Annotated in this window: 18 protein-coding genes; 10 read left to right on the top strand and 8 right to left on the bottom strand. The window is 64.0% G+C overall.

Features of this window, described 5'->3' with window-relative positions:
* Positions 1-253: 253 nt before the first annotated feature.
* Positions 254-1012 (bottom strand): tetratricopeptide repeat protein, encoded by a 759-nt coding sequence (locus ABIA45_RS32000; RefSeq protein WP_404654772.1) that lies wholly within the window; start codon positions 1010-1012, stop codon positions 254-256.
* Between the two features lie 85 nt (positions 1013-1097).
* On the opposite strand from ABIA45_RS32000, the gene ABIA45_RS31995 reads away from it, so the two are divergent.
* Both ABIA45_RS31995 and ABIA45_RS31990 read left to right on the top strand, forming a co-directional pair.
* Positions 1098-2675 carry a sodium:proton antiporter gene (locus tag ABIA45_RS31995; RefSeq protein WP_085968676.1) on the top strand — a complete coding sequence of 526 codons (1578 nt, stop codon included), beginning with the start codon at positions 1098-1100 and terminating at the stop codon, positions 2673-2675.
* Positions 2676-2895: 220 nt separating this feature from the next.
* A complete protein-coding gene (locus tag ABIA45_RS31990; RefSeq protein ID WP_404654771.1) occupies positions 2896-3666 on the top strand; it encodes a hypothetical protein in 771 nt (256 codons plus the stop codon).
* Between the two features lie 5 nt (positions 3667-3671).
* Here ABIA45_RS31990 and ABIA45_RS31985 read toward each other — a convergent pair whose 3' ends face one another.
* Complete coding sequence (locus ABIA45_RS31985; RefSeq protein ID WP_157283068.1) at positions 3672-5165, bottom strand: FAD-linked oxidase C-terminal domain-containing protein; 1494 nt, start codon at positions 5163-5165, stop codon at positions 3672-3674.
* Between the two features lie 228 nt (positions 5166-5393).
* Between ABIA45_RS31985 and cycA the strand changes: the two genes are divergently transcribed.
* Positions 5394-5789 carry a cytochrome c-550 CycA gene (gene cycA / locus ABIA45_RS31980; protein WP_157283070.1) on the top strand — a complete coding sequence of 132 codons (396 nt, stop codon included), beginning with the start codon at positions 5394-5396 and terminating at the stop codon, positions 5787-5789.
* Positions 5790-5905: 116 nt separating this feature from the next.
* On the opposite strand, the gene ABIA45_RS31975 is transcribed toward cycA, so the two are convergent.
* The gene (locus tag ABIA45_RS31975; RefSeq protein WP_404654770.1) at positions 5906-6862 is read right to left on the bottom strand and encodes an alpha/beta fold hydrolase; all 957 of its coding nucleotides are present in this window, start codon (positions 6860-6862) and stop codon (positions 5906-5908) included.
* A 328-nt stretch (positions 6863-7190) separates the two neighbouring features.
* On the opposite strand from ABIA45_RS31975, the gene ABIA45_RS31970 reads away from it, so the two are divergent.
* The gene (locus ABIA45_RS31970; protein WP_028180446.1) at positions 7191-7373 is read left to right on the top strand and encodes a hypothetical protein; all 183 of its coding nucleotides are present in this window, start codon (positions 7191-7193) and stop codon (positions 7371-7373) included.
* A 7-nt stretch (positions 7374-7380) separates the two neighbouring features.
* Here the strand turns inward: ABIA45_RS31970 and ABIA45_RS31965 are convergent, their stop codons facing one another.
* The 3 genes from ABIA45_RS31965 to ykgO all read right to left on the bottom strand — a co-directional run bounded on the left by ABIA45_RS31965 (position 7381) and on the right by ykgO (position 8647).
* Positions 7381-7641 (bottom strand): hypothetical protein, encoded by a 261-nt coding sequence (locus ABIA45_RS31965; RefSeq protein WP_157283074.1) that lies wholly within the window; start codon positions 7639-7641, stop codon positions 7381-7383.
* Between the two features lie 124 nt (positions 7642-7765).
* Positions 7766-8401, bottom strand: a complete 636-nt coding sequence (locus ABIA45_RS31960; protein WP_157283076.1) for a tetratricopeptide repeat protein — start codon at positions 8399-8401, stop codon at positions 7766-7768.
* A gap of 120 nt (positions 8402-8521) precedes the next feature.
* Positions 8522-8647, bottom strand: a complete 126-nt coding sequence (gene ykgO / locus ABIA45_RS31955; protein ID WP_006611362.1) for a type B 50S ribosomal protein L36 — start codon at positions 8645-8647, stop codon at positions 8522-8524.
* A gap of 312 nt (positions 8648-8959) precedes the next feature.
* On the opposite strand from ykgO, the gene ABIA45_RS31950 reads away from it, so the two are divergent.
* On the top strand, positions 8960-9844 hold the full coding sequence (locus tag ABIA45_RS31950) for an amidohydrolase family protein (RefSeq protein WP_036021159.1): 885 nt from the start codon (positions 8960-8962) through the stop codon (positions 9842-9844).
* Between the two features lie 133 nt (positions 9845-9977).
* Here ABIA45_RS31950 and ABIA45_RS31945 read toward each other — a convergent pair whose 3' ends face one another.
* Positions 9978-10712, bottom strand: a complete 735-nt coding sequence (locus ABIA45_RS31945; RefSeq protein WP_275510733.1) for an SDR family NAD(P)-dependent oxidoreductase — start codon at positions 10710-10712, stop codon at positions 9978-9980.
* Between the two features lie 160 nt (positions 10713-10872).
* On the opposite strand from ABIA45_RS31945, the gene ABIA45_RS31940 reads away from it, so the two are divergent.
* The 4 genes from ABIA45_RS31940 to ABIA45_RS31925 all read left to right on the top strand — a co-directional run bounded on the left by ABIA45_RS31940 (position 10873) and on the right by ABIA45_RS31925 (position 13613).
* Positions 10873-11244 carry a helix-turn-helix domain-containing protein gene (locus ABIA45_RS31940; RefSeq protein WP_275498095.1) on the top strand — a complete coding sequence of 124 codons (372 nt, stop codon included), beginning with the start codon at positions 10873-10875 and terminating at the stop codon, positions 11242-11244.
* 688 nt (positions 11245-11932) lie between these two features.
* The gene (locus tag ABIA45_RS31935; protein WP_275497763.1) at positions 11933-12247 is read left to right on the top strand and encodes a hypothetical protein; all 315 of its coding nucleotides are present in this window, start codon (positions 11933-11935) and stop codon (positions 12245-12247) included.
* 125 nt (positions 12248-12372) lie between these two features.
* Positions 12373-13104 carry a haloacid dehalogenase type II gene (locus ABIA45_RS31930; RefSeq protein ID WP_404654769.1) on the top strand — a complete coding sequence of 244 codons (732 nt, stop codon included), beginning with the start codon at positions 12373-12375 and terminating at the stop codon, positions 13102-13104.
* Positions 13105-13145: 41 nt separating this feature from the next.
* Positions 13146-13613 (top strand): YbaK/EbsC family protein, encoded by a 468-nt coding sequence (locus ABIA45_RS31925; RefSeq protein WP_404654768.1) that lies wholly within the window; start codon positions 13146-13148, stop codon positions 13611-13613.
* A gap of 6 nt (positions 13614-13619) precedes the next feature.
* On the opposite strand, the gene ABIA45_RS31920 is transcribed toward ABIA45_RS31925, so the two are convergent.
* Positions 13620-13958, bottom strand: coding sequence for a hypothetical protein (locus ABIA45_RS31920; protein WP_157283186.1), 339 nt, complete (start codon positions 13956-13958; stop codon positions 13620-13622).
* Between the two features lie 250 nt (positions 13959-14208).
* On the opposite strand from ABIA45_RS31920, the gene ABIA45_RS31915 reads away from it, so the two are divergent.
* Positions 14209-16824 carry an autotransporter domain-containing protein gene (locus ABIA45_RS31915; protein ID WP_404654767.1) on the top strand — a complete coding sequence of 872 codons (2616 nt, stop codon included), beginning with the start codon at positions 14209-14211 and terminating at the stop codon, positions 16822-16824.
* Positions 16825-16829 lie beyond the last annotated feature (5 nt).

Genomic DNA, 16829 nt, shown 5'->3' with positions numbered 1-16829 from the left:
TGGGTTCAAACCGGGCCTGGGAGGGACGGAGCGCTGCCGGCTCTCCCTCGCCCTGCTTGGGCAGGACTATCGCATATGAGATGTGGCTATGGGCACCGGCTGTCTCCACAGCGTCATGGCCGGGCTTGTCCCGGCCATCCACGCCTTTCCACACGGCGCAAAGAACGTGGATACCCGGGACAAGCCCGGGCATGACGACCCCCGCAATATTCAAATGCGATTGCCCTGCCGCTTGCGGGGAGAGGCGAAAGTCTCAATATCCATCCACACCGTTCAGCCGCTGCAAGCGCTGCTGCATCGCCTTCTTCAGATCGTATCCCGGCCGGCCGAAATCGGCATTGCGGCGCGCGATGAACTCGTCCTGCTCGCGCTGGAGCGCTTTGGCCTCGGCCGCATTGCGCGCCTCCCGGATCGCACGGGCATTGGAGGCAAAGACCTCGCGATCGAGATCGGCGAGTTCGCGATTGCCGCAGATCGCCCGTTCCACCGCCCGACGCGCTCGCCCGCAATTGAAGCTGGGCTTGCCGGCGACCGCCATCTGCGCGCCGATCCGCTCGATCTCGCGCGCCATCGCCTTGTGATTGGCTTTGGCCTTCTCGTGGTTCGGATCGATCCTGAGCGCTGCGCCGAAATCCTGCACCGCCTTCGGCTTGTCACCCTTCTTCAGCCAGAGTTCGCCGCGCGCATTGAAGACGTCGGCAAGGCCGGGATCGAGCAGAAGAGCACGGCTGTCGTCGGCGATGGCATGGTCGACCTGATCGTGCCGCGCATAGAGCGCACCGCGCGCGATCAGGGCCTTGATCAGATCGCCCTTCGTCGTCTTCTCGTTGTCGATCACTTCGGCGCAGGCCGTGGCGGCCTTGTCCATGTCATCGGCTGCGGCCGCGGCGAGGCAGGGCGCGACATCGACCTGCGTCACAGCCACCGGCTCGCCGCCGGTCACGGCATCGGCCGGGGCGAACGAGAGCGCATAGAGCAGTCCGGCGCCGATCAGTTGAATGAGAAAACGCATGCGTTGCAGTCGAGCCTTGTCGTCGATGTTAAGCTCTGGCCTTGAAGCCGCACTATCCATCATACGGCCGGATTGGTGCTAGCTTGTGGCGCCGCTGAAATCGGCTTCGGGGATCATCGTGTCGACATTCGAATGGATCATTGTGTTGCTGCTCGGCGCGGTCGGCTTATCGGCGCTGGCGCGGCGGATCAAGGTGCCCTACCCGACCTTTCTCGCCATCGGCGGCGCGCTGATCGCCTTCGTGCCGTCGAGCCCGTCCTGGACGCTGGAGCCGGACCTCGCCCTTGCCCTTTTTGTCGCGCCGGTCCTGCTCGATGCCGCCTTCGACACGTCGCTGCGCGACCTTCGCAAGAACTGGGTTCCGGTCTCGACCCTGGTGGTGGCCGCGGTCGGCCTGACCACGGCCGCCGTGGCCTATGTCGCGCACCGGCTGATGCCCGACATGCCCTGGGCCGCCGCGGTCGCGCTCGGCGCCATCGTGGCGCCGCCGGATGCGGCCGCTGCGGTTGCGATCCTGAGCCAGGTCAAGCTGCCCCACCGCATGGTCAAGGTGCTGGAGGGCGAAAGCCTGCTCAACGATGCCAGTGCGCTGCTGATCTATCGCATCGCCGTCGGCGCGGTCGCCACCGAGCATCTGACCTGGAGCCAGGTCGCTCCGACCATGGCGTTGGCGCTGGTCGGCAGCGTCATCGCGGGTCTGGCCGCAGGCCGCATCATTCCGCTGTTCATGGAGCGGGTGACGGAGGCGCCGAGCGCCATCATCGTGCAGTTCGCCACCACCTTCATGGTCTGGATCGCCGCCGAGCATCTCGGTCTCTCCGGCATCCTCACCATCGTGGTCTACGCCATCACGGTCGCGCGCACCGCGCCGGCGCGCATCCCGGCGCGGCTGCGGGTGCCGTCCTATGCGGTATGGGAGACGACCGTGTTCGTGCTCAACGTGCTCGCCTTCATGCTGATCGGCATGCAGATGCGGCCGATCTGGACGCGGCTGGATGCGGACGTGCGCTGGGAATATTGCGTGGCCGCCGCCTGGATCCTGCTTACGGTGATCCTGGTACGCCTGTTCTGGGTGACGTTCTATCGCACGAGCCTGCGGGTGCTGATCGCGCAGGGGCTCTATCATCCCAAGGATCCGCAGCAGGTGGCCTCGCCCAAGGGCGGGCTCATCATCTCCTGGTGCGGCATGCGCGGCCTCGTCACGCTCGCCACCGCCTTTGCCCTGCCGGAAAACTTTCCCTATCGTGACTTCATCGTCTTCATAGCGTTTGCGGTGGTGCTGGGATCGCTGGTGATCCAGGGCCTGACGCTGCGGCCGCTGATCCTCGCTTTCAACCTCAAGGACGACGATCCCGTCGGCATCGAGGTCGCCCGCGGCCGCGCCGTGGCCTATCGTGCCGCGCTCGATGCGATCGAGAGCGATCCGTCGGAGGAGGCGGAGATCCTGCGGCTCGAATATCGCGCCATCCTGATGCAGGCTGAGACCGATCCCAACGGCGGCATCAGCAACGGCGAACTGCCCGCCGATCCCCTGCGCCGCCGCGCTATCGAGGCCGCGCGCAAGGCGATCTTCGACCTGCGCGCCACCGAGGTGATCGGCGACGATGCGTTTCATCGGCTCGAGGAGGAGCTCGATCGCGCAGAATTGAGCGCGGGGGGTTAACCTCCGCTGTCGTCCCGGACAAGCGCGCCCAAAGCGCGCGCAGATCCGGGACCCATAGCCACGAAATTCTGTTTGGCGAAGACTCGGAGTTGCCGGCGAGTGATACTACTACATCTTATGGTTATGGGTCCCGGATCTGCGCTTACGCTTGTCCGGGACGACACCGGAGGGTGGACGGGGAGACGTTGAACCAAACGCCGCCTTTCCAGACTCACCCCTGATGACGACCCTGATTGACGACCGTCGTGTACGCGCGCGTGATGCCTCGCCTGCACGATATTTTTATCTCCACATGGCGCTCGCCTGCGCCGCCACTGCCTTTCTCGGCTTCGCACCGACCTATTGGGTGCCGCTCGCTCACCGGACATTGTCCGCAAGCCCGGTGATCCATTTTCACGGACTCTTGTTCTTCACCTGGTCGCTTTACTTCGTGCTCCAGACCTGGCTCGCGGCCTCCGGCCGCGTGGTCAATCACCACTCGTTCGGCATCGTCGGCGTCTCGCTTGCGACCGCGATGGTCATTTCTGGCTTTTTCGCGTCCGTGACGTCGATGAAGAACGCCGCGGCGCTCGGACAGGTCGATGCCGGCATCGCCTTCTCGATCGTGCCGCTGAGCGGCATCGCGTTCTTTGCCGTGGTGTTCGTGCTCGCCATCATGAACACGCGCAGGCTCGAGGTTCACAAGCGCCTGATGCTGCTCGCGGCGGTCTCGATCCTCGACGCCGCGATCGCGCGTTGGTTCCTGACCTTCCTCGCACCATCAGGACCGCCCGGCCCGCCGCCGGTGCCTGTGACGATCGCGCCTGCTGTCGTCGCCTCCCTTCTGCTCGTCGTCGCCATGGTGCGCGACTGGCGCGCCGAGGGCCGCGTGCATCCGGTGTACATCACGGGCACGCTCGCGCTTCTGGCGGTGAAGGTGCTCAACTGGCCGGTCAGCGAAACGGCGGCGTGGCACGCATTTGCCGGCGGCATCCTGGCGCTCGCGCAGTAGGCGGCCTAGAACCGCGGCAAATCCGGGAACGCCAGCTTGCCCGCGTGGACGTGCATGCGGCCGAGCTCGGCGCAGCGGTGCAGGGTCGGAAATACCTTTCCGGGATTGAGCAGGCCCTGCGCGTCGAAGGCGCATTTCAGGCGCTGCTGCTGGTTGAGGTCGATCTCGCTGAACATGTCGGGCATGAGGTCGCGTTTCTCGATGCCGACGCCGTGCTCGCCGGTGAGCACGCCGCCGAACTCAACGCAGGCGCGCAAGATGTCGGCGCCGAAGGCTTCGGCGCGCTCGATCTCGCCGGGCTTGTTGGCATCGTAGAGGATCAGGGGGTGCAGATTGCCGTCGCCGGCATGGAACACGTTGGCGCAGCCGAGCTGGTACTTTTCCGAGAGCTCGCGGATGCGCGCCAGCGCCTTCGGCAGCGCGCCGCGCGGGATGGTACCGTCCATGCAGAGATAATCGGGCGAGATGCGGCCCACGGCGGGGAATGCGGCCTTGCGGCCGGCCCAGAACAGGTTGCGCTCGGCCTCGGAAGTCGAGATCTGGCAGGTGGTCGAGCCGCAAGCGTTCGCAATAGCCTCGACGCGCGTGATCAGCTCGTCGACCTCGATCTTGGGCCCGTCGAGCTCGATGATGAGCAGCGCTTCGACATCGAGCGGGTAGCCGGCATGGACGAAGGCCTCCGCGGCGTGGATCGCGGGCTTGTCCATCATCTCCATGCCGCCGGGGATGATGCCAGCGCCGATGATGCGTGCCACGCATTCGCCGGCCGCCTCGACCTGCGCGAAGCCAACCATCAGCGCGCGCGCCGTTTCCGGCTTCTGCAGGATGCGCACCGTGATCTCCGTGATGACGCCGAGCAGGCCCTCGGAACCAGTGATGACGCCCATCAGGTCATAGCCGGGATTCTCGCAGCCCTTGCCGCCGATGCGCAGGATCTCGCCGCTCATCAGCACGATCTCGCAGCCGAGCACGTTGTTGGTGGTCATGCCGTATTTCAGGCAGTGCACGCCGCCGGAATTTTCCGCCACGTTGCCGCCGATCGAGCAGGCGATCTGCGAGGACGGATCGGGCGCGTAGTAGAAGCCGGCATGGGCGACCGCCTGGCTGATTGCGAGATTGGTGACGCCGGGCTCGGTGACGACGACGCGGTTGTCGAAATCGATCTCGCGGATGCGCTTGAACTTGCCGAGGCCGAGCAGCACGCCGTCCTCCAGCGGCAGCGCGCCGCCGGACAGTGAAGTGCCGGAGCCGCGCGGCACCACCTTGATGTTCTGCGCCGCACAATATTTCAGGACGAGCGAGACCTGCTCGGTCGTATCCGGCAGCACCACGACCATCGGCGGCTGCCGATACGCGGTCAGCCCGTCGGATTCATAGGCCCGCATCTCGGCGAGGCTGTCGATCACGCCCTCGCCCGGCACGATTGCGCGCAAGGCGGCGACGATTTCGCTGCGACGCGCCAGCACGGCCTGGTCGCTTGCGGGCATCATGATGGCCATTTTAAGAAGCCTTCGTCCGACGGATGGAATTATCTCGGCAAATCAATCATGTCTTGTCGTCTTTGGGTAGGTCCTCCGAAGGTCGCATTGCTTTGTTGCAGCGCAAGTTCTCTCTGGGGCAAGTCTGCTAGCAGGAAACCTGTCAAAGTTTCGCGGCTTGTCCACTTGCATCGGACCTGCCAAAACCACGACCCTCCATCTGACCCGGGAAGAGACGAAGAGCACACTATGACAAAACTGACTTTGGGCGCGCTGACGATCCTCACCGTCATTGCCACCGCACCCGCCGCGATGGCGCAGGATGTCGCGGCCGGCAAGACATCGTTCAACAAGTGCCTGGCCTGCCACGCGATCGGCGAAGGCGCCAAGAACAAGGTCGGCCCGGAGCTCAACGGCCTCAACGGCCGCAAGTCGGGCACGGCTGAGGGCTATAGCTACACGGACGCCAACAAGAATTCCGGCATCACCTGGGACGAGGCCACATTCAAGGAATACATCAAGGACCCCAAGGCCAAGATCCCCGGCACCAAGATGGCGTTCGCCGGCATCAAGAACGAGACAGAGATCACCAATCTCTGGGCCTTCCTTGCCCAATACGACAAGGATGGGAAGATCAAGCAGTAAGCGCACGAGGCGGACGCTAGAGCTTTGGTTCCGATCGGACCAGAATCGAAGCTCTGGCTTTCTTGTTCTGACAGGTTTCTTCGCGCGAACCGGTTTCCACTTCGCTCGAAAACGCTTTAGTCGGCGACCGCCTGCGCCGGGGCGATGTGTCCGATCATCGTCTCGATCTCCGCCTTCACGAGATCCGGCACGGCGTTCTGCACCATGTGGCCGAGATCGGGCAGCACGATCAGCTTTGCATTCGACACCGCCGCGGCGAACGGACGCGCGTGGATATTGGTTCTCACCGTTTTGTCGGGCTCGCCGGCAATGATCGTAACAGGCGCCGTGATCTCGCCATAACGCGCGACTTGCGCGGCGACCGACTCCTTCAGCGTCACCAGATCATAGGCATTGGCGATGAACTCGCGCGGGCGCAGCAAGAGCGGCGTCGCGGAGTCCTGCACGAAACCATCCGGCATGGTCTGCGGCAGGAACACGTTGCGGGCCCCGGCTTCGGTGATGAAATAGCCGAGCGGCAGCGTGATCGTGTAGGCGAGCAGCGGGCCGATCACGGGCGTTGCGATGATCTCGTTGTAGCGCCCGACACCGCCGCGCCAGGGATGCGTGACGGGCGCGAGCATCACGAGGCCCGCCACGCGGCGCGGGTGATCGAGCGCGATCCGCGCGCCGAGGGCGCCGCTCCAGGAATGCACCACGAAGACCGCGCGATCGATCCCGAGCTTGCCGAGCGCCTCGTCGATCATGCGCGCCTGGATCTGCGGCGTCGAATCCTGCCGGCTTGCGCGCGTGCTCCAGCCATTGCCGGGGCGGTCGATCAGAATCACGCGATGATCCCTCGCGAGGAGATCGCCGAGCGGCCGCCGCATCGCTTCGAGGTTGGAGCTCGCGCCGTGCAGCATCACGATCGGCGGGGCGGCCTCGCGCGGGCCGATCTCGACGACGTGAAGCGCGGCGCCCTCGACCTCGATCATGCGCCCCTGCGGCGGAAAGGCCCGCTGCACGGCGACGACTCCGGCCTGCGTGAGCAGCGCCAGCAGGACCAGCGCCGTCACGACTGACATCACGATCATGGAGAGAATCCGGGTGATCCTGGGCACGGGGCAGTTACGGGTCTGCTCGGCCGGCAGTTTCGCCGCCGGCGGTGCGCGCTTCCACTGAAAATGCAGGGGCTGTGGATATGTGCATAATTGCCGATCGAGAAAACTCAATGAAATCAGGGATGTTCAAAGCCGCACGCAAGCTTGGGACCAGCTTCATGCGGGCGTCATCGCAGCTTCCATATAATCGCCATGGTCGGTTCCGCCATCTAGGCGCGGGTGGGCGCCGATCCTCCTCGCAACATCAGGGGATGCGGGAAAGACCGGCAGGATTGTCCTGGTTTGAACCGGAGAATTTTCGATGAGCTTCAGATCGAACGATACTGCAATCGACGAAATCGTCGCGAGCTGCAACGGCGACCTGCGCGGTGCCGTGCGGGCGCTGCTCCTGATCAACGAGCATCTCGAGACCGAGCTGGCAAAGGCCTACGCCGCAGCCGCCGACCGCGGCCTGGTCGAGCGCGGCAGCAGCGTGCTGCATTAAGCGCAGCCTAGTTCGCCCCCTCCTCCTGCTTTTCTTCCTCGGGCGTGACCGGGGGACAGGCGCGGATCGTCGAGCGCGCAAGCTTGGCATCGGCCCTGGACTTGTAGGGACCGTCGCCGAACCAGATGTCGCCGTAAATGACTGGATTGCTGGTCACGATGGTGCATTTGCCGGTGGCACGATTGCCGACCACCCAGAACAGTCCGTCGGCGAAGCTCACCGTCCCCGACGCGAGCAGCAATGTCGCTGCGACCATCAAACGCTTCATGGCTTTCGCTCCTGCCATGCAGGTAGGCCTGCAACAGGCCCCGCAATAGTCCTTGCGACGCCCCGGCTCGGATCGTGGTTAATCCGCGGCGGCCGCGATCGCTCAAGAAATGATCGAGTTATAGCTAGATGTCGCGGCCTTCGACCTTCTCGGTCAGCGCCTTGACCTGGTCGGGGATCTTTTCCAGGTGCGGATTGACGGCGAGCGCCTTGCGGTAGGCATCGAGCGCGCGCTTCTCGTCCCCGACCTCCTGCATGATCATGCCGAGGCCGGCGAGCGCGCCGAAATGGCGGGGCTCCCGAATCAGCACTTGCTGAATGTCCGCGAGCGAGCGGCCATAATCGTTCTGCATATAATAGAGCGTCGCACGCCGGTTCCAGGCCTCGATGTAATCGGGCCTGAGCTTGATGATCGAATCCAGCAGCTTGATCGCGACGTCGATCTTCTTCGCATCGACCGCGGTCTTGGCGCGAGACATCAGGAGCGCGGCGGTGTCGCTCGGGGTCTGCAGCCAGATCGCCCAGATCCGCGCCTCGACATGCTTGGCGCTGGCCTCATCGGGCGCCGCCTTCAGCGCGCCGAACAGGAAATCGAGATTCTTACTGCGGTCGACCTTCGGCAGCTTTGACGGCGCCTCGGGCAACTTCTTCTGCTTGCCGGGCGGCTCGACCTGCTGGGCCAGGGCGGCCGGCGCAAGGCCGGCGGTCCCCAGCACGAGGGCCAGACACAGGGTGCGCGCGAAACGGAATCTCACTGCCATGGTGCAAGTCTAAACGCGCAAAGCCGCCCTTGCAAAGCAAAGGCGGCGTCAAACTCGTGTGAGACCGTGGTCTTGCGGAGCGCGCGAAAGCGCCCGGCCGGGCGTGGTCAGCCGCTCAGATCAGCCTTGGCGCGCCTTGAAGCGGCGCTGCACCTTGTTGATCACATAGACCCGGCCCTTGCGGCGGACCAGGCGGTTGGCGCGATGGCGACCGCGCAGCGATTTCAGCGAGTTACGGACCTTCATGGCAGAATCCTGAACGTTCGAAAGGCCGTGTTCGGCACTACCGTTTCGGCACGCGCGAATGTGGCAAAATGAGATTTTTCCCGCTGGCGGACCGACCGCCCGGGACGGAGCGGTTCTTAAGGCATGGCGGGAGGTCATGTCAATGTTAACTGCCCGGCTTCCTATGAGCAAAACCGTGAAAACAACCCCATGCACAGTAGAAGCGGCCGGATCGGCCCGATTTTCTCGCAACGACTTCAAGGGCCGCCACCAGCGCCTTGCCAAATTCGTTATATCCTATAATCAATTCGGCAACCCGTTGGGAGGACACCCATGCCAAAGCTGAAGCTGCCTGATATCGACAAAGTCGTCGCCATCGACATCCACACCCATGCCGAGGAGCCCTGCGGCACCCATCCCGACGACGGCTATGACGATTTCCAGGCGCAGATGGCGGAGTATTTCAAGTCGCCGCATAAGCATCCGCCGACCGTGCCCGAGACCGCGGCCTATTACCGCTCCAAGAACATCGCCGCGGTGATCTTCCCTGTTGATGCCGAGCGCGAGACCGGCTTCCGCCGCTACAAGAACGAGGAGATGCTGGAGATCGCCTCCGAGCATCTCGACGTGCTCATCCCCTTCGTCTCGATCGACCCGCACAAGGGCAAGCTCGGGGCCCGCGAGGCGCGCAAGCTGATCGAGGAATACGGCGTGCGCGGCTTCAAATTCCACCCGACCATGCAGGGCTTCTACGCCAACGACCGCATGGCCTATCCGCTCTACGAAGAGATCAACAATGGCGGCGCGATCGCGCTGTTCCACACCGGCCAGACCGGCGTCGGCTCCGGCATGCCCGGCGGCATGGGGATGCGGCTGAAATATTCCAACCCGATGTACATGGACGACGTCGCGGCCGATTTCCCCGACCTCAAGATCATCCTCGCCCACCCGTCCTTCCCTTGGCAGGAAGAGGCGCTCTCGGTCGCGACCCACAAGCCGAACGTCTACATCGACCTCTCGGGTTGGTCGCCAAAGTATTTCCCGCCGATCCTGGTGCGCTACATCAACTCGATTCTCCAGGACAAGATGCTGTTCGGCTCGGACTGGCCGGTGATCACGCCGGACCGCTGGCTGTCCGATTTCGCCAAGATCGAGATCCGCGACGAGATCCGGCCGAAGGTGCTGAAGGCGAACGCAAGGAAGCTGTTAGGGATCTAGTAACCCTCTCCCGCTTGCGGGAGAGGGTCGGGGAGAGGGTGCTTTCCGCAGTGGGACAGTCACCGAGAGGAGAAAGCCCTCACCCGGCGCTTCGCGCCGACCTCTCCCGCAAGCGGGAGAGGTGAACGAGACATCAGACCTGCGCCAGGCCTCCATCGACGAACACCTCGCCGCCAGTCATGTAGCTGCTGTCCGAGGACGCCAGGAATGCGGCCACCGCGCCGGTCTCGCTGGGGTCGCCGACGCGCCCGATGGGCGTGGCGCTGCCGAGTGCATCGAAGGCTTCCTCGCCCACGACCTCCAGCGCCAGCTCGGTCTTGGTCGGTCCCGGCGACAGCACGTTGACGCGGATGCCCGTGCCGCGCAGGTCCAGCGCCCAGCTGCGCGCCAGATTGCGGATTGCGGCCTTGGTCGCGCTGTAGATGCTGAACTGCGGCGTCCCCATCACGCCCGTGCTCGAGCCGGTCAGGATGATCGACGATCCCCTGCGCATCAACGGCAGGGCTTTTTGCACGGTGAACACCAGCCCCCTCACATTGACATCGAAGATCTGATCGTAGTGCTCGGGGGTGATCTGGCCGAGCGGCGCAAACGCGCCGGTCCCGGCATTGGCGAACAGGACGTCGACATTGCCGCGTTCGGCCTTCACCGTCGCATACAGCCGGTCGAGGTCGGACAGATCGGTGACCGATCCCCTGACCGCGCGCGCCGAGGACCCCAGCTGCGCGATCGCAGCGTCGAGCGGCTCCTGCCGCCGCCCGAAGAGATAGACGAACGCGCCTTCATCGACGAACCGTTTGGCGGCTCCGAGCCCGATGCCCGTTCCACCGCCCGTCACCACCGCCGTCTTGCCTTTTAGTCTGCTCATGATGTGCTCCTTCATTGAGGTTGCACTGAGCTGGCGGCCTACCTACCTAACCACAAGTATGCACCTTTTGGTAAGTACCCAAAAAATGTCGTCAGATCGTTCAGACCTCATCTCCCCACCGGCGCAAGCCCAAGCAGACGTCCAACGTTGCACGCCGAACCTGCCCGGCTTCACCTGCGGCCTGGATGCGACCTTGCGGGTCGTCTCGGGCAAGTGGAAGCCGTTGATCCTGTACTTTGTCGCCCAGGACGGACCGACCCGTTACGGCGAGCTTCGGCGCGCCATACGCGACGTCAGCGACAAGGTGTTGATCCAGCAGCTCAAGGAGCTGGAGGCCGATGGCCTGGTGAAGCGGACCGACTACAAGGAGGTGCCGCCGCGGGTGGACTACAGTCTCACGCCTCTGGGCCAGAGCCTCGCCGAAGCGCTGGTGCCGCTCTGCACATGGGGCACCGAGCACATGGCGGAGGTCAGCCGGGTGTTCGCCGAAAGGGCGACCTGGCCGCGGCCAGGACGTCAGCCGACCGTTTGATTTGCGCAAGACTCCGTCCGAGGTCTGCTCTGCCCTTCAGCAGCGCTGGCGTGACTGGCTCTGAGACCGGCTGGGATCACAAGCTCACCTACCAAACATTACAGGCGAAGCGGTATCGCTTCCTATCGGGACGAGGTCGTTCAAATAATGCGACCCGGATTAAATCACCCACTTGACCGGCAAACGAAATGCAACCGCCAAGATTGACCTCGATGATTGCCGGAAGATCCCGGGCTTTCGCATCATCAATCCGCATCGAGAGGATTTCGTTCGAGCATTCTCTTGAGACCGCGATCACATGCGCCGAAACGACCGTAGCTCCCTCCCGCGGCCTATCGCAGGTTAGAAAATGGGCATGTCCGCGGCAGCGAATTCCGAGACAGCTCTGTTCTTGCGCAGACGTGACGAGCGGATGAAGGGCTGCTGCCAGCACAAGCAGAAGCGTGAATGAATTAGTCCGAGTCATTCGTTGGCCGACCTGTGGGTCACAGATTACTACCTGCTCCGTTGGTGCCCGCAATACTCTCGGTAGCCGGTCCTCTCGCGGAAGCGCAGCACGTTCCTGCTGGGCCCAAGCGGAAGTTGGCGCAATAGCCATGAAAGTGGCAAGATGAGATTATTGCTTCGGGCGTGGTGAGACTTTGTAGCCACCTTGGTGTATCAGAAACGCGCGGCGGACGACATCGAAATGACTATTGTCACTATAGAACTCGATGCTAGCAGCTGGAATACAGCATCCGATTTTCGGTCCGCACTTAAGGTTGCGATAGGAGCACCGGAGTGGCATGGCGACACGGCCGGTGCCTTCCTGGACTCAATTTTTGGAGGAGGCATGAATGCGCTCAAGCCTCCATACATCATTAAAGTCGTGAATACCGCACAGCTTGCGCCGGCGCTAAAGGAGCTGGTCCACGACCTTTCCTCTGCCATGGAAGCAACACGAAAGCGTCGGCTCACCCGAACAGGCGAGAACGTTGCGGCTAGTCTTGAAATCACAAACTGAGCTCGGGTCCGCAGCCACCGGTCACGCTTGCATGACACACACATCCGCTTTGCTCTGGTAAGCTGACGAACTATACGCACGCCCCAATCGGAGTTCCTGTGACCACAACCCCGGGAGGACAGCCAATGCCCATCAAAGCCGTCGTCTTCGACGCCTATGGCACGCTCTACGACTTCCAGTCGGTCGCTGACGTCACCGAGGATGCGTTTCCGGGCTATGGCGAGATCATCACGCAGGTCTGGCGCATCAAGCAGCTCGAATACACCTGGCTGCGCTCGCTGATGCAAGCTTACCAGGATTTTGACGCGGTCACGCGCGACTCGCTCGCCTATACGCTGCGTGTGCTCGGGCTCGCCTATGAGAGCGAGGCATTCGAGCGCGTCATCGAAAAATATCTGCATCTCGATCTCTATCCGGATGCGGCGGAAACGCTTGCGGCCCTGAGACCGCGCAAGCTCGCCATCCTCTCCAACGGCAGCCCGGACATGCTCAATGCGCTGGTGCGCAATTCCGGTCTCGACCGTCTGCTCGATGCAACCATCAGCGTGGACGCGAAGAAGATCTTCAAGCCGAGCCCACAGGCCTATGAGTTGATCGGCGAGGTGCTCGGCACCGCGCCTGATGAGGTTCTGTTCGTCTCCTCCAATCCCTGGGACGCCGCCGGGGCAAAATCGTTCGGACTGAAGGTTGCCTGGATCGAGCGGGTGACGCCCGAAGCGATGGCGCTGGCTTGCGTCGAGAACGAACTCGTGGCACCGCTCACCATGTTCAAGGCGATCCGCACCCAGATGGATGAGCTCGGCTTTGCGCCGGATCATCGTGTCCGCGCCCTCTCCGAGCTGCCGGGAATCGCTTAGGGGTCGTCGCCCGCCTGTAAGATTGGAATGAGCTGCCCGGAATGAGCCTGGAATCCGTTCGCGCCTTCTTCGCCGAGAAAGCCCCCGACATCTCCGTCATCGAATCCCCGATCAGCTCCGCGACCGTGGCGCTGGCGGCCGAAGCCTATGGCGTCGAGCCGGGGCGGATCGCCAAGACGCTGTCGCTGCGGATCGGCGAGCGCGTGATCCTGATCGTCGCGAGCGGCACCTCGCGCATGGACAACAAGAAGGTGAAGGCGCAGTTCGGCGGCAAGCCGAAGATGCTGGGTCTGGAGGAAGTCGCCGAGATCACCGGACACGAGGTCGGTGGCGTCTGCCCTTTCGGCCTGAAGTCACCGCTGCCGATCTATTGCGACGTCTCGCTGAAGGCCTTCGATGTCGTGGTGCCGGCTGCCGGCTCGACCCATAGCGCGGTGCGCATCACACCGGAGCGGATGGCCGAGCTGACCGCGGCTGAATGGGTCGACGTCTGCGAGCACAGGCCTTGAGCGGCGCTATTCGTCCTCGTCGTAAGGCCGCTGTGGAGGCGGCGGAGCAATGTAGCGTGGTGGCGGAGCGGCGCGACCGCGCGGAACCTGTTGCTGCGGCGGCATCTGATTGTTGGATTGGAATACCGCGCGGCAGCCGCTCGAAAGCTGCGGCGTATTCTGCTGCAAGCAGGCCACGATGCGGTTAACATCGGGAATCTGATCGCTGCAGAGACGCCAGACATCCGGCGTGCAGGCCATCTGCTGCTCCATGGTCCCGCGATATTCTTGGGCGAATGCTGCGCCCGGCGCGACGATGCCGCCGATCGCGAGCACGACACCCAGCGCTATCCGCTCTGTCCGCATGTCAGATCCTTCCCGATTCCCGTCGATTTTCATCAATCAATGAGGCGGGAGCCGGTTCTGGACCAACAACAAATTGTGAAAGCGGGTCAGGAACCATGGCAGCTCTCGCTGACGCTTTGGTCCGTGGCGCCTCAGCAACAGGGCCGAGGCAAACCGGCGTCTTGCGCCTTTCGCCATAAGGCATTTCGCCTGACGCCAAGAAGGATGAGGGCGCTCCCGCTAGCAATGTGCTGCAATGAGGGGAACGTCGATGCCGACTGCACAACCGGTCTATGCGCAAAACGCCAGCACGGCCGCAATCTTTCGCCGCAAGCTGCTGGTCACCACCGCGCTGGCGCCCATCGTGCTCGCCTTCCCCGTCCTGACGTCCAGCCCGGCGCGCGCCGCCTGCACCGTGGCCGGCACGGGCACGATCGGCGCGCTCAATTCGGGCGACGTCGCGACCTGCACCGGCCTCGGCAACACCGATCACATCAACGCCACCGGCGGCAGCAACGTCACCGTGAATGTCGGTGACGGCACCACGACGTCGCTGCTGCCGGGCGCAGGCATACCTGCGGTCGTTTTCGACAGCACCATCGCCTCGCACATTACCGTCAACAATCAGGCGACAGCCTCGACCTACAGCGGAGCGGTTCTGCTCTCCAACGGATCGATCCACAACAATGTGACGATCGCGGCCGGTGGGATCGCGGAGGGTACGGGCAATGCCGAAGCAGCCATAGTCATCGACAATTCGAACGACAATCTCGTCAACATTCGCGGGACGGCGGTCGGCACCGGGGCAAACACGACGGGGCTCCGGATCAGCGGGACGTCGAGCGGCAATGTTGTCCTCGTCTATGACAGCGGATCGATCGGCGGCGGCCATACCGGCGTGCAATTCATCGCCGGCGGCAATTCGCTCGTCAATGGCGGCACGATCTCCGGCGGCTTCTTCCTCGCCATCCAGGGCTCTTCCGGCAGCGACACCATCTTCAACGCCGGCACCATCTCGGGCGGCGGCAGCGGAGCGATCGAGCTGAATGGCGGCGATGATCAGCTCGGCCTCGCGCCGGGCGCGACGATCACCGGGAATGTTCGCGGCGGGAGCGGTACCGATACGCTGAACTTCGGCAGCATTGGCAGCGCCACGTTCGACCTCGGCAATCTCGGCCCCGGCCTGCAACATGACGAGTTCGAGCAACTGAAGAAGAACGGCAACTCCGTCTGGACGCTGACCGGCACCACCGCCTTCAACGGCGCGACGACAGTGGACGCGGGCGGCCTGATCGTGAACGGCACATTGCCCTCGGTCGTCACGATCAATGGCGGCTATCTCGGCGGCACCGGCACAGTCGGCGGAATCGTCGTCAGCAATGGCGGCACGGTTGCGCCCGGCAATTCGATCGGGACGCTCAACGTCAACGGCAACGTCGCCTTCAATGCCGGCTCGACCTTCCAGGTCGAGATCAACCCCGCCGGCCAGTCCGACAGAATCGCGGCAACGGGCACCGCGACGCTCAACGGCGGGACGGTGCAGATCGTGCCGCTCGGCGCAGGCTTTATCGCCAATACGCAATACACCATTCTCTCGGCGGCCGGCGGCGTCAGCGGCACGTTCGCGGCGCTCACGAGCTCCGGCAGCCCGCTGGTCACGGGGCAGCTCAGCTACGATGCCAACAACGTCTATTTCCTGCTGCAGCAGATCGGCGGCTTCGGAACGTTGTCGGGCCTGACGCCGAACCAGGCTGCGGTGGCCGGCGCACTCGATCAGGCACAGCTCGGCGGCGCATCGGGACTGCTGGCCACTGCGATCAACACGCTCGCCGCGCTCAATACGCCTGTTATCAAGGCCGGCCTCGACGACCTGGCCGGTCAAATCCACGCGGATGGACGCCGCTTCGTCGCAGATCAGGCCGACATGTTCCAGAGCTTCATGTGGAGCGCCGGAACGCAGTCGCGCGGCGAGACCGTTCGGATGACCGCGTCCGCTTATGCGCCGGAGCCCACGGACCCGATCGGCAAGGCGCTGAACCGCCGCCGCGCGGCGCCGATGCAGAGCGTCTGGTTTGGCGGCTATGGCAATTGGGACAAGGTGGCCGCGAGCGACATTGCCTTCGGAACCAATACGACCATCGCCGGCGCCGCGCTCGGTGCCGATCTCTGGCACAGGCCGGGCTTTACGGCAGGCCTCGCGATCGGCGCATCGAGCGGCCAGCTGCGCATGGCCGGCCGCGCCGACCGCATCGAGGCCAATGCCGGGCATGCCGGCGTCTACGCGCGCGGCGAAGCCGGCGGATTCAATCTCGCATCGGCGATCAGCTATTCCTTCGCGGCGCTCGACTCCTCACGCACGATCGCGTTCCTCGGCGAGACGGCAACTGCCGCTTCGCGCGCAAACACCTTTGCCGCTTCGCTGGGCATCTCGCGGCCGTTCCAGACCGGATGGGGTCTTGTCGCCGAGCCCTTTGCCAAGGCCGATTGGTACGCGACACGCCAGGGCAGTCTTTTAGAGGCCGGTGCGCCGGGGGTAAATCAGCTGGTGCGAGGCGGCAGTTTCGACCTCGGCTATGGCACGGCTGGCCTGCGCGGCAGCCAGCGCATGATGATGCCGAATGGCCACGCGGCACAGTTCGGCGCGACCATTGCCGTTCGTCATGAGTTTACCGGCAGCGCGGCAACCACGACGGCGGCTCTGGAAGGCGCACCCGGCATTCCGTTCGCGATCACCGGCGTCGAGCGCGCGCGCACGGTGGCGCTTGCCGGCGCCGAAATCCGGTGGGATCTGACGACCGCGACATCGTTCAAGGCCTCGTACGAGGGCGCGTTCGCGCCGGGATACGACCGTCACACGCTGCGCGGCCTGGTCCGCAGCGAATTCTGAACCTC

This window comes from Bradyrhizobium sp. USDA 336 (assembly GCF_044908355.1).
Lineage (GTDB): Bacteria > Pseudomonadota > Alphaproteobacteria > Rhizobiales > Xanthobacteraceae > Bradyrhizobium > Bradyrhizobium yuanmingense.
Note: the sequence above shows the minus strand (reverse complement) of the source record. Positions and strands in the feature narration are given on the sequence as shown.

What these genes read in the sequence shown, in the direction of transcription:
- ABIA45_RS32000 (WP_404654772.1), bottom strand. Translation starts at nt 1,012, where the DNA reads ATGCGTTTTCTCATTCAACTGATCGGCGCCGGACTGCTCTATGCGCTC.
- ABIA45_RS31990 (WP_404654771.1), top strand. Translation starts at nt 2,896, where the DNA reads ATGACGACCCTGATTGACGACCGTCGTGTACGCGCGCGTGATGCCTCG.
- ABIA45_RS31985 (WP_157283068.1), bottom strand. Translation starts at nt 5,165, where the DNA reads ATGGCCATCATGATGCCCGCAAGCGACCAGGCCGTGCTGGCGCGTCGC.
- cycA (WP_157283070.1), top strand. Translation starts at nt 5,394, where the DNA reads ATGACAAAACTGACTTTGGGCGCGCTGACGATCCTCACCGTCATTGCC.
- ABIA45_RS31975 (WP_404654770.1), bottom strand. Translation starts at nt 6,862, where the DNA reads ATGATCGTGATGTCAGTCGTGACGGCGCTGGTCCTGCTGGCGCTGCTC.
- ABIA45_RS31970 (WP_028180446.1), top strand. Translation starts at nt 7,191, where the DNA reads ATGAGCTTCAGATCGAACGATACTGCAATCGACGAAATCGTCGCGAGC.
- ABIA45_RS31965 (WP_157283074.1), bottom strand. Translation starts at nt 7,641, where the DNA reads ATGAAGCGTTTGATGGTCGCAGCGACATTGCTGCTCGCGTCGGGGACG.
- ABIA45_RS31960 (WP_157283076.1), bottom strand. Translation starts at nt 8,401, where the DNA reads ATGGCAGTGAGATTCCGTTTCGCGCGCACCCTGTGTCTGGCCCTCGTG.
- ykgO (WP_006611362.1), bottom strand. Translation starts at nt 8,647, where the DNA reads ATGAAGGTCCGTAACTCGCTGAAATCGCTGCGCGGTCGCCATCGCGCC.
- ABIA45_RS31950 (WP_036021159.1), top strand. Translation starts at nt 8,960, where the DNA reads ATGCCAAAGCTGAAGCTGCCTGATATCGACAAAGTCGTCGCCATCGAC.
- ABIA45_RS31945 (WP_275510733.1), bottom strand. Translation starts at nt 10,712, where the DNA reads ATGAGCAGACTAAAAGGCAAGACGGCGGTGGTGACGGGCGGTGGAACG.
- ABIA45_RS31935 (WP_275497763.1), top strand. Translation starts at nt 11,933, where the DNA reads ATGACTATTGTCACTATAGAACTCGATGCTAGCAGCTGGAATACAGCA.
- ABIA45_RS31930 (WP_404654769.1), top strand. Translation starts at nt 12,373, where the DNA reads ATGCCCATCAAAGCCGTCGTCTTCGACGCCTATGGCACGCTCTACGAC.
- ABIA45_RS31925 (WP_404654768.1), top strand. Translation starts at nt 13,146, where the DNA reads ATGAGCCTGGAATCCGTTCGCGCCTTCTTCGCCGAGAAAGCCCCCGAC.
- ABIA45_RS31920 (WP_157283186.1), bottom strand. Translation starts at nt 13,958, where the DNA reads ATGCGGACAGAGCGGATAGCGCTGGGTGTCGTGCTCGCGATCGGCGGC.
- ABIA45_RS31915 (WP_404654767.1), top strand. Translation starts at nt 14,209, where the DNA reads ATGCCGACTGCACAACCGGTCTATGCGCAAAACGCCAGCACGGCCGCA.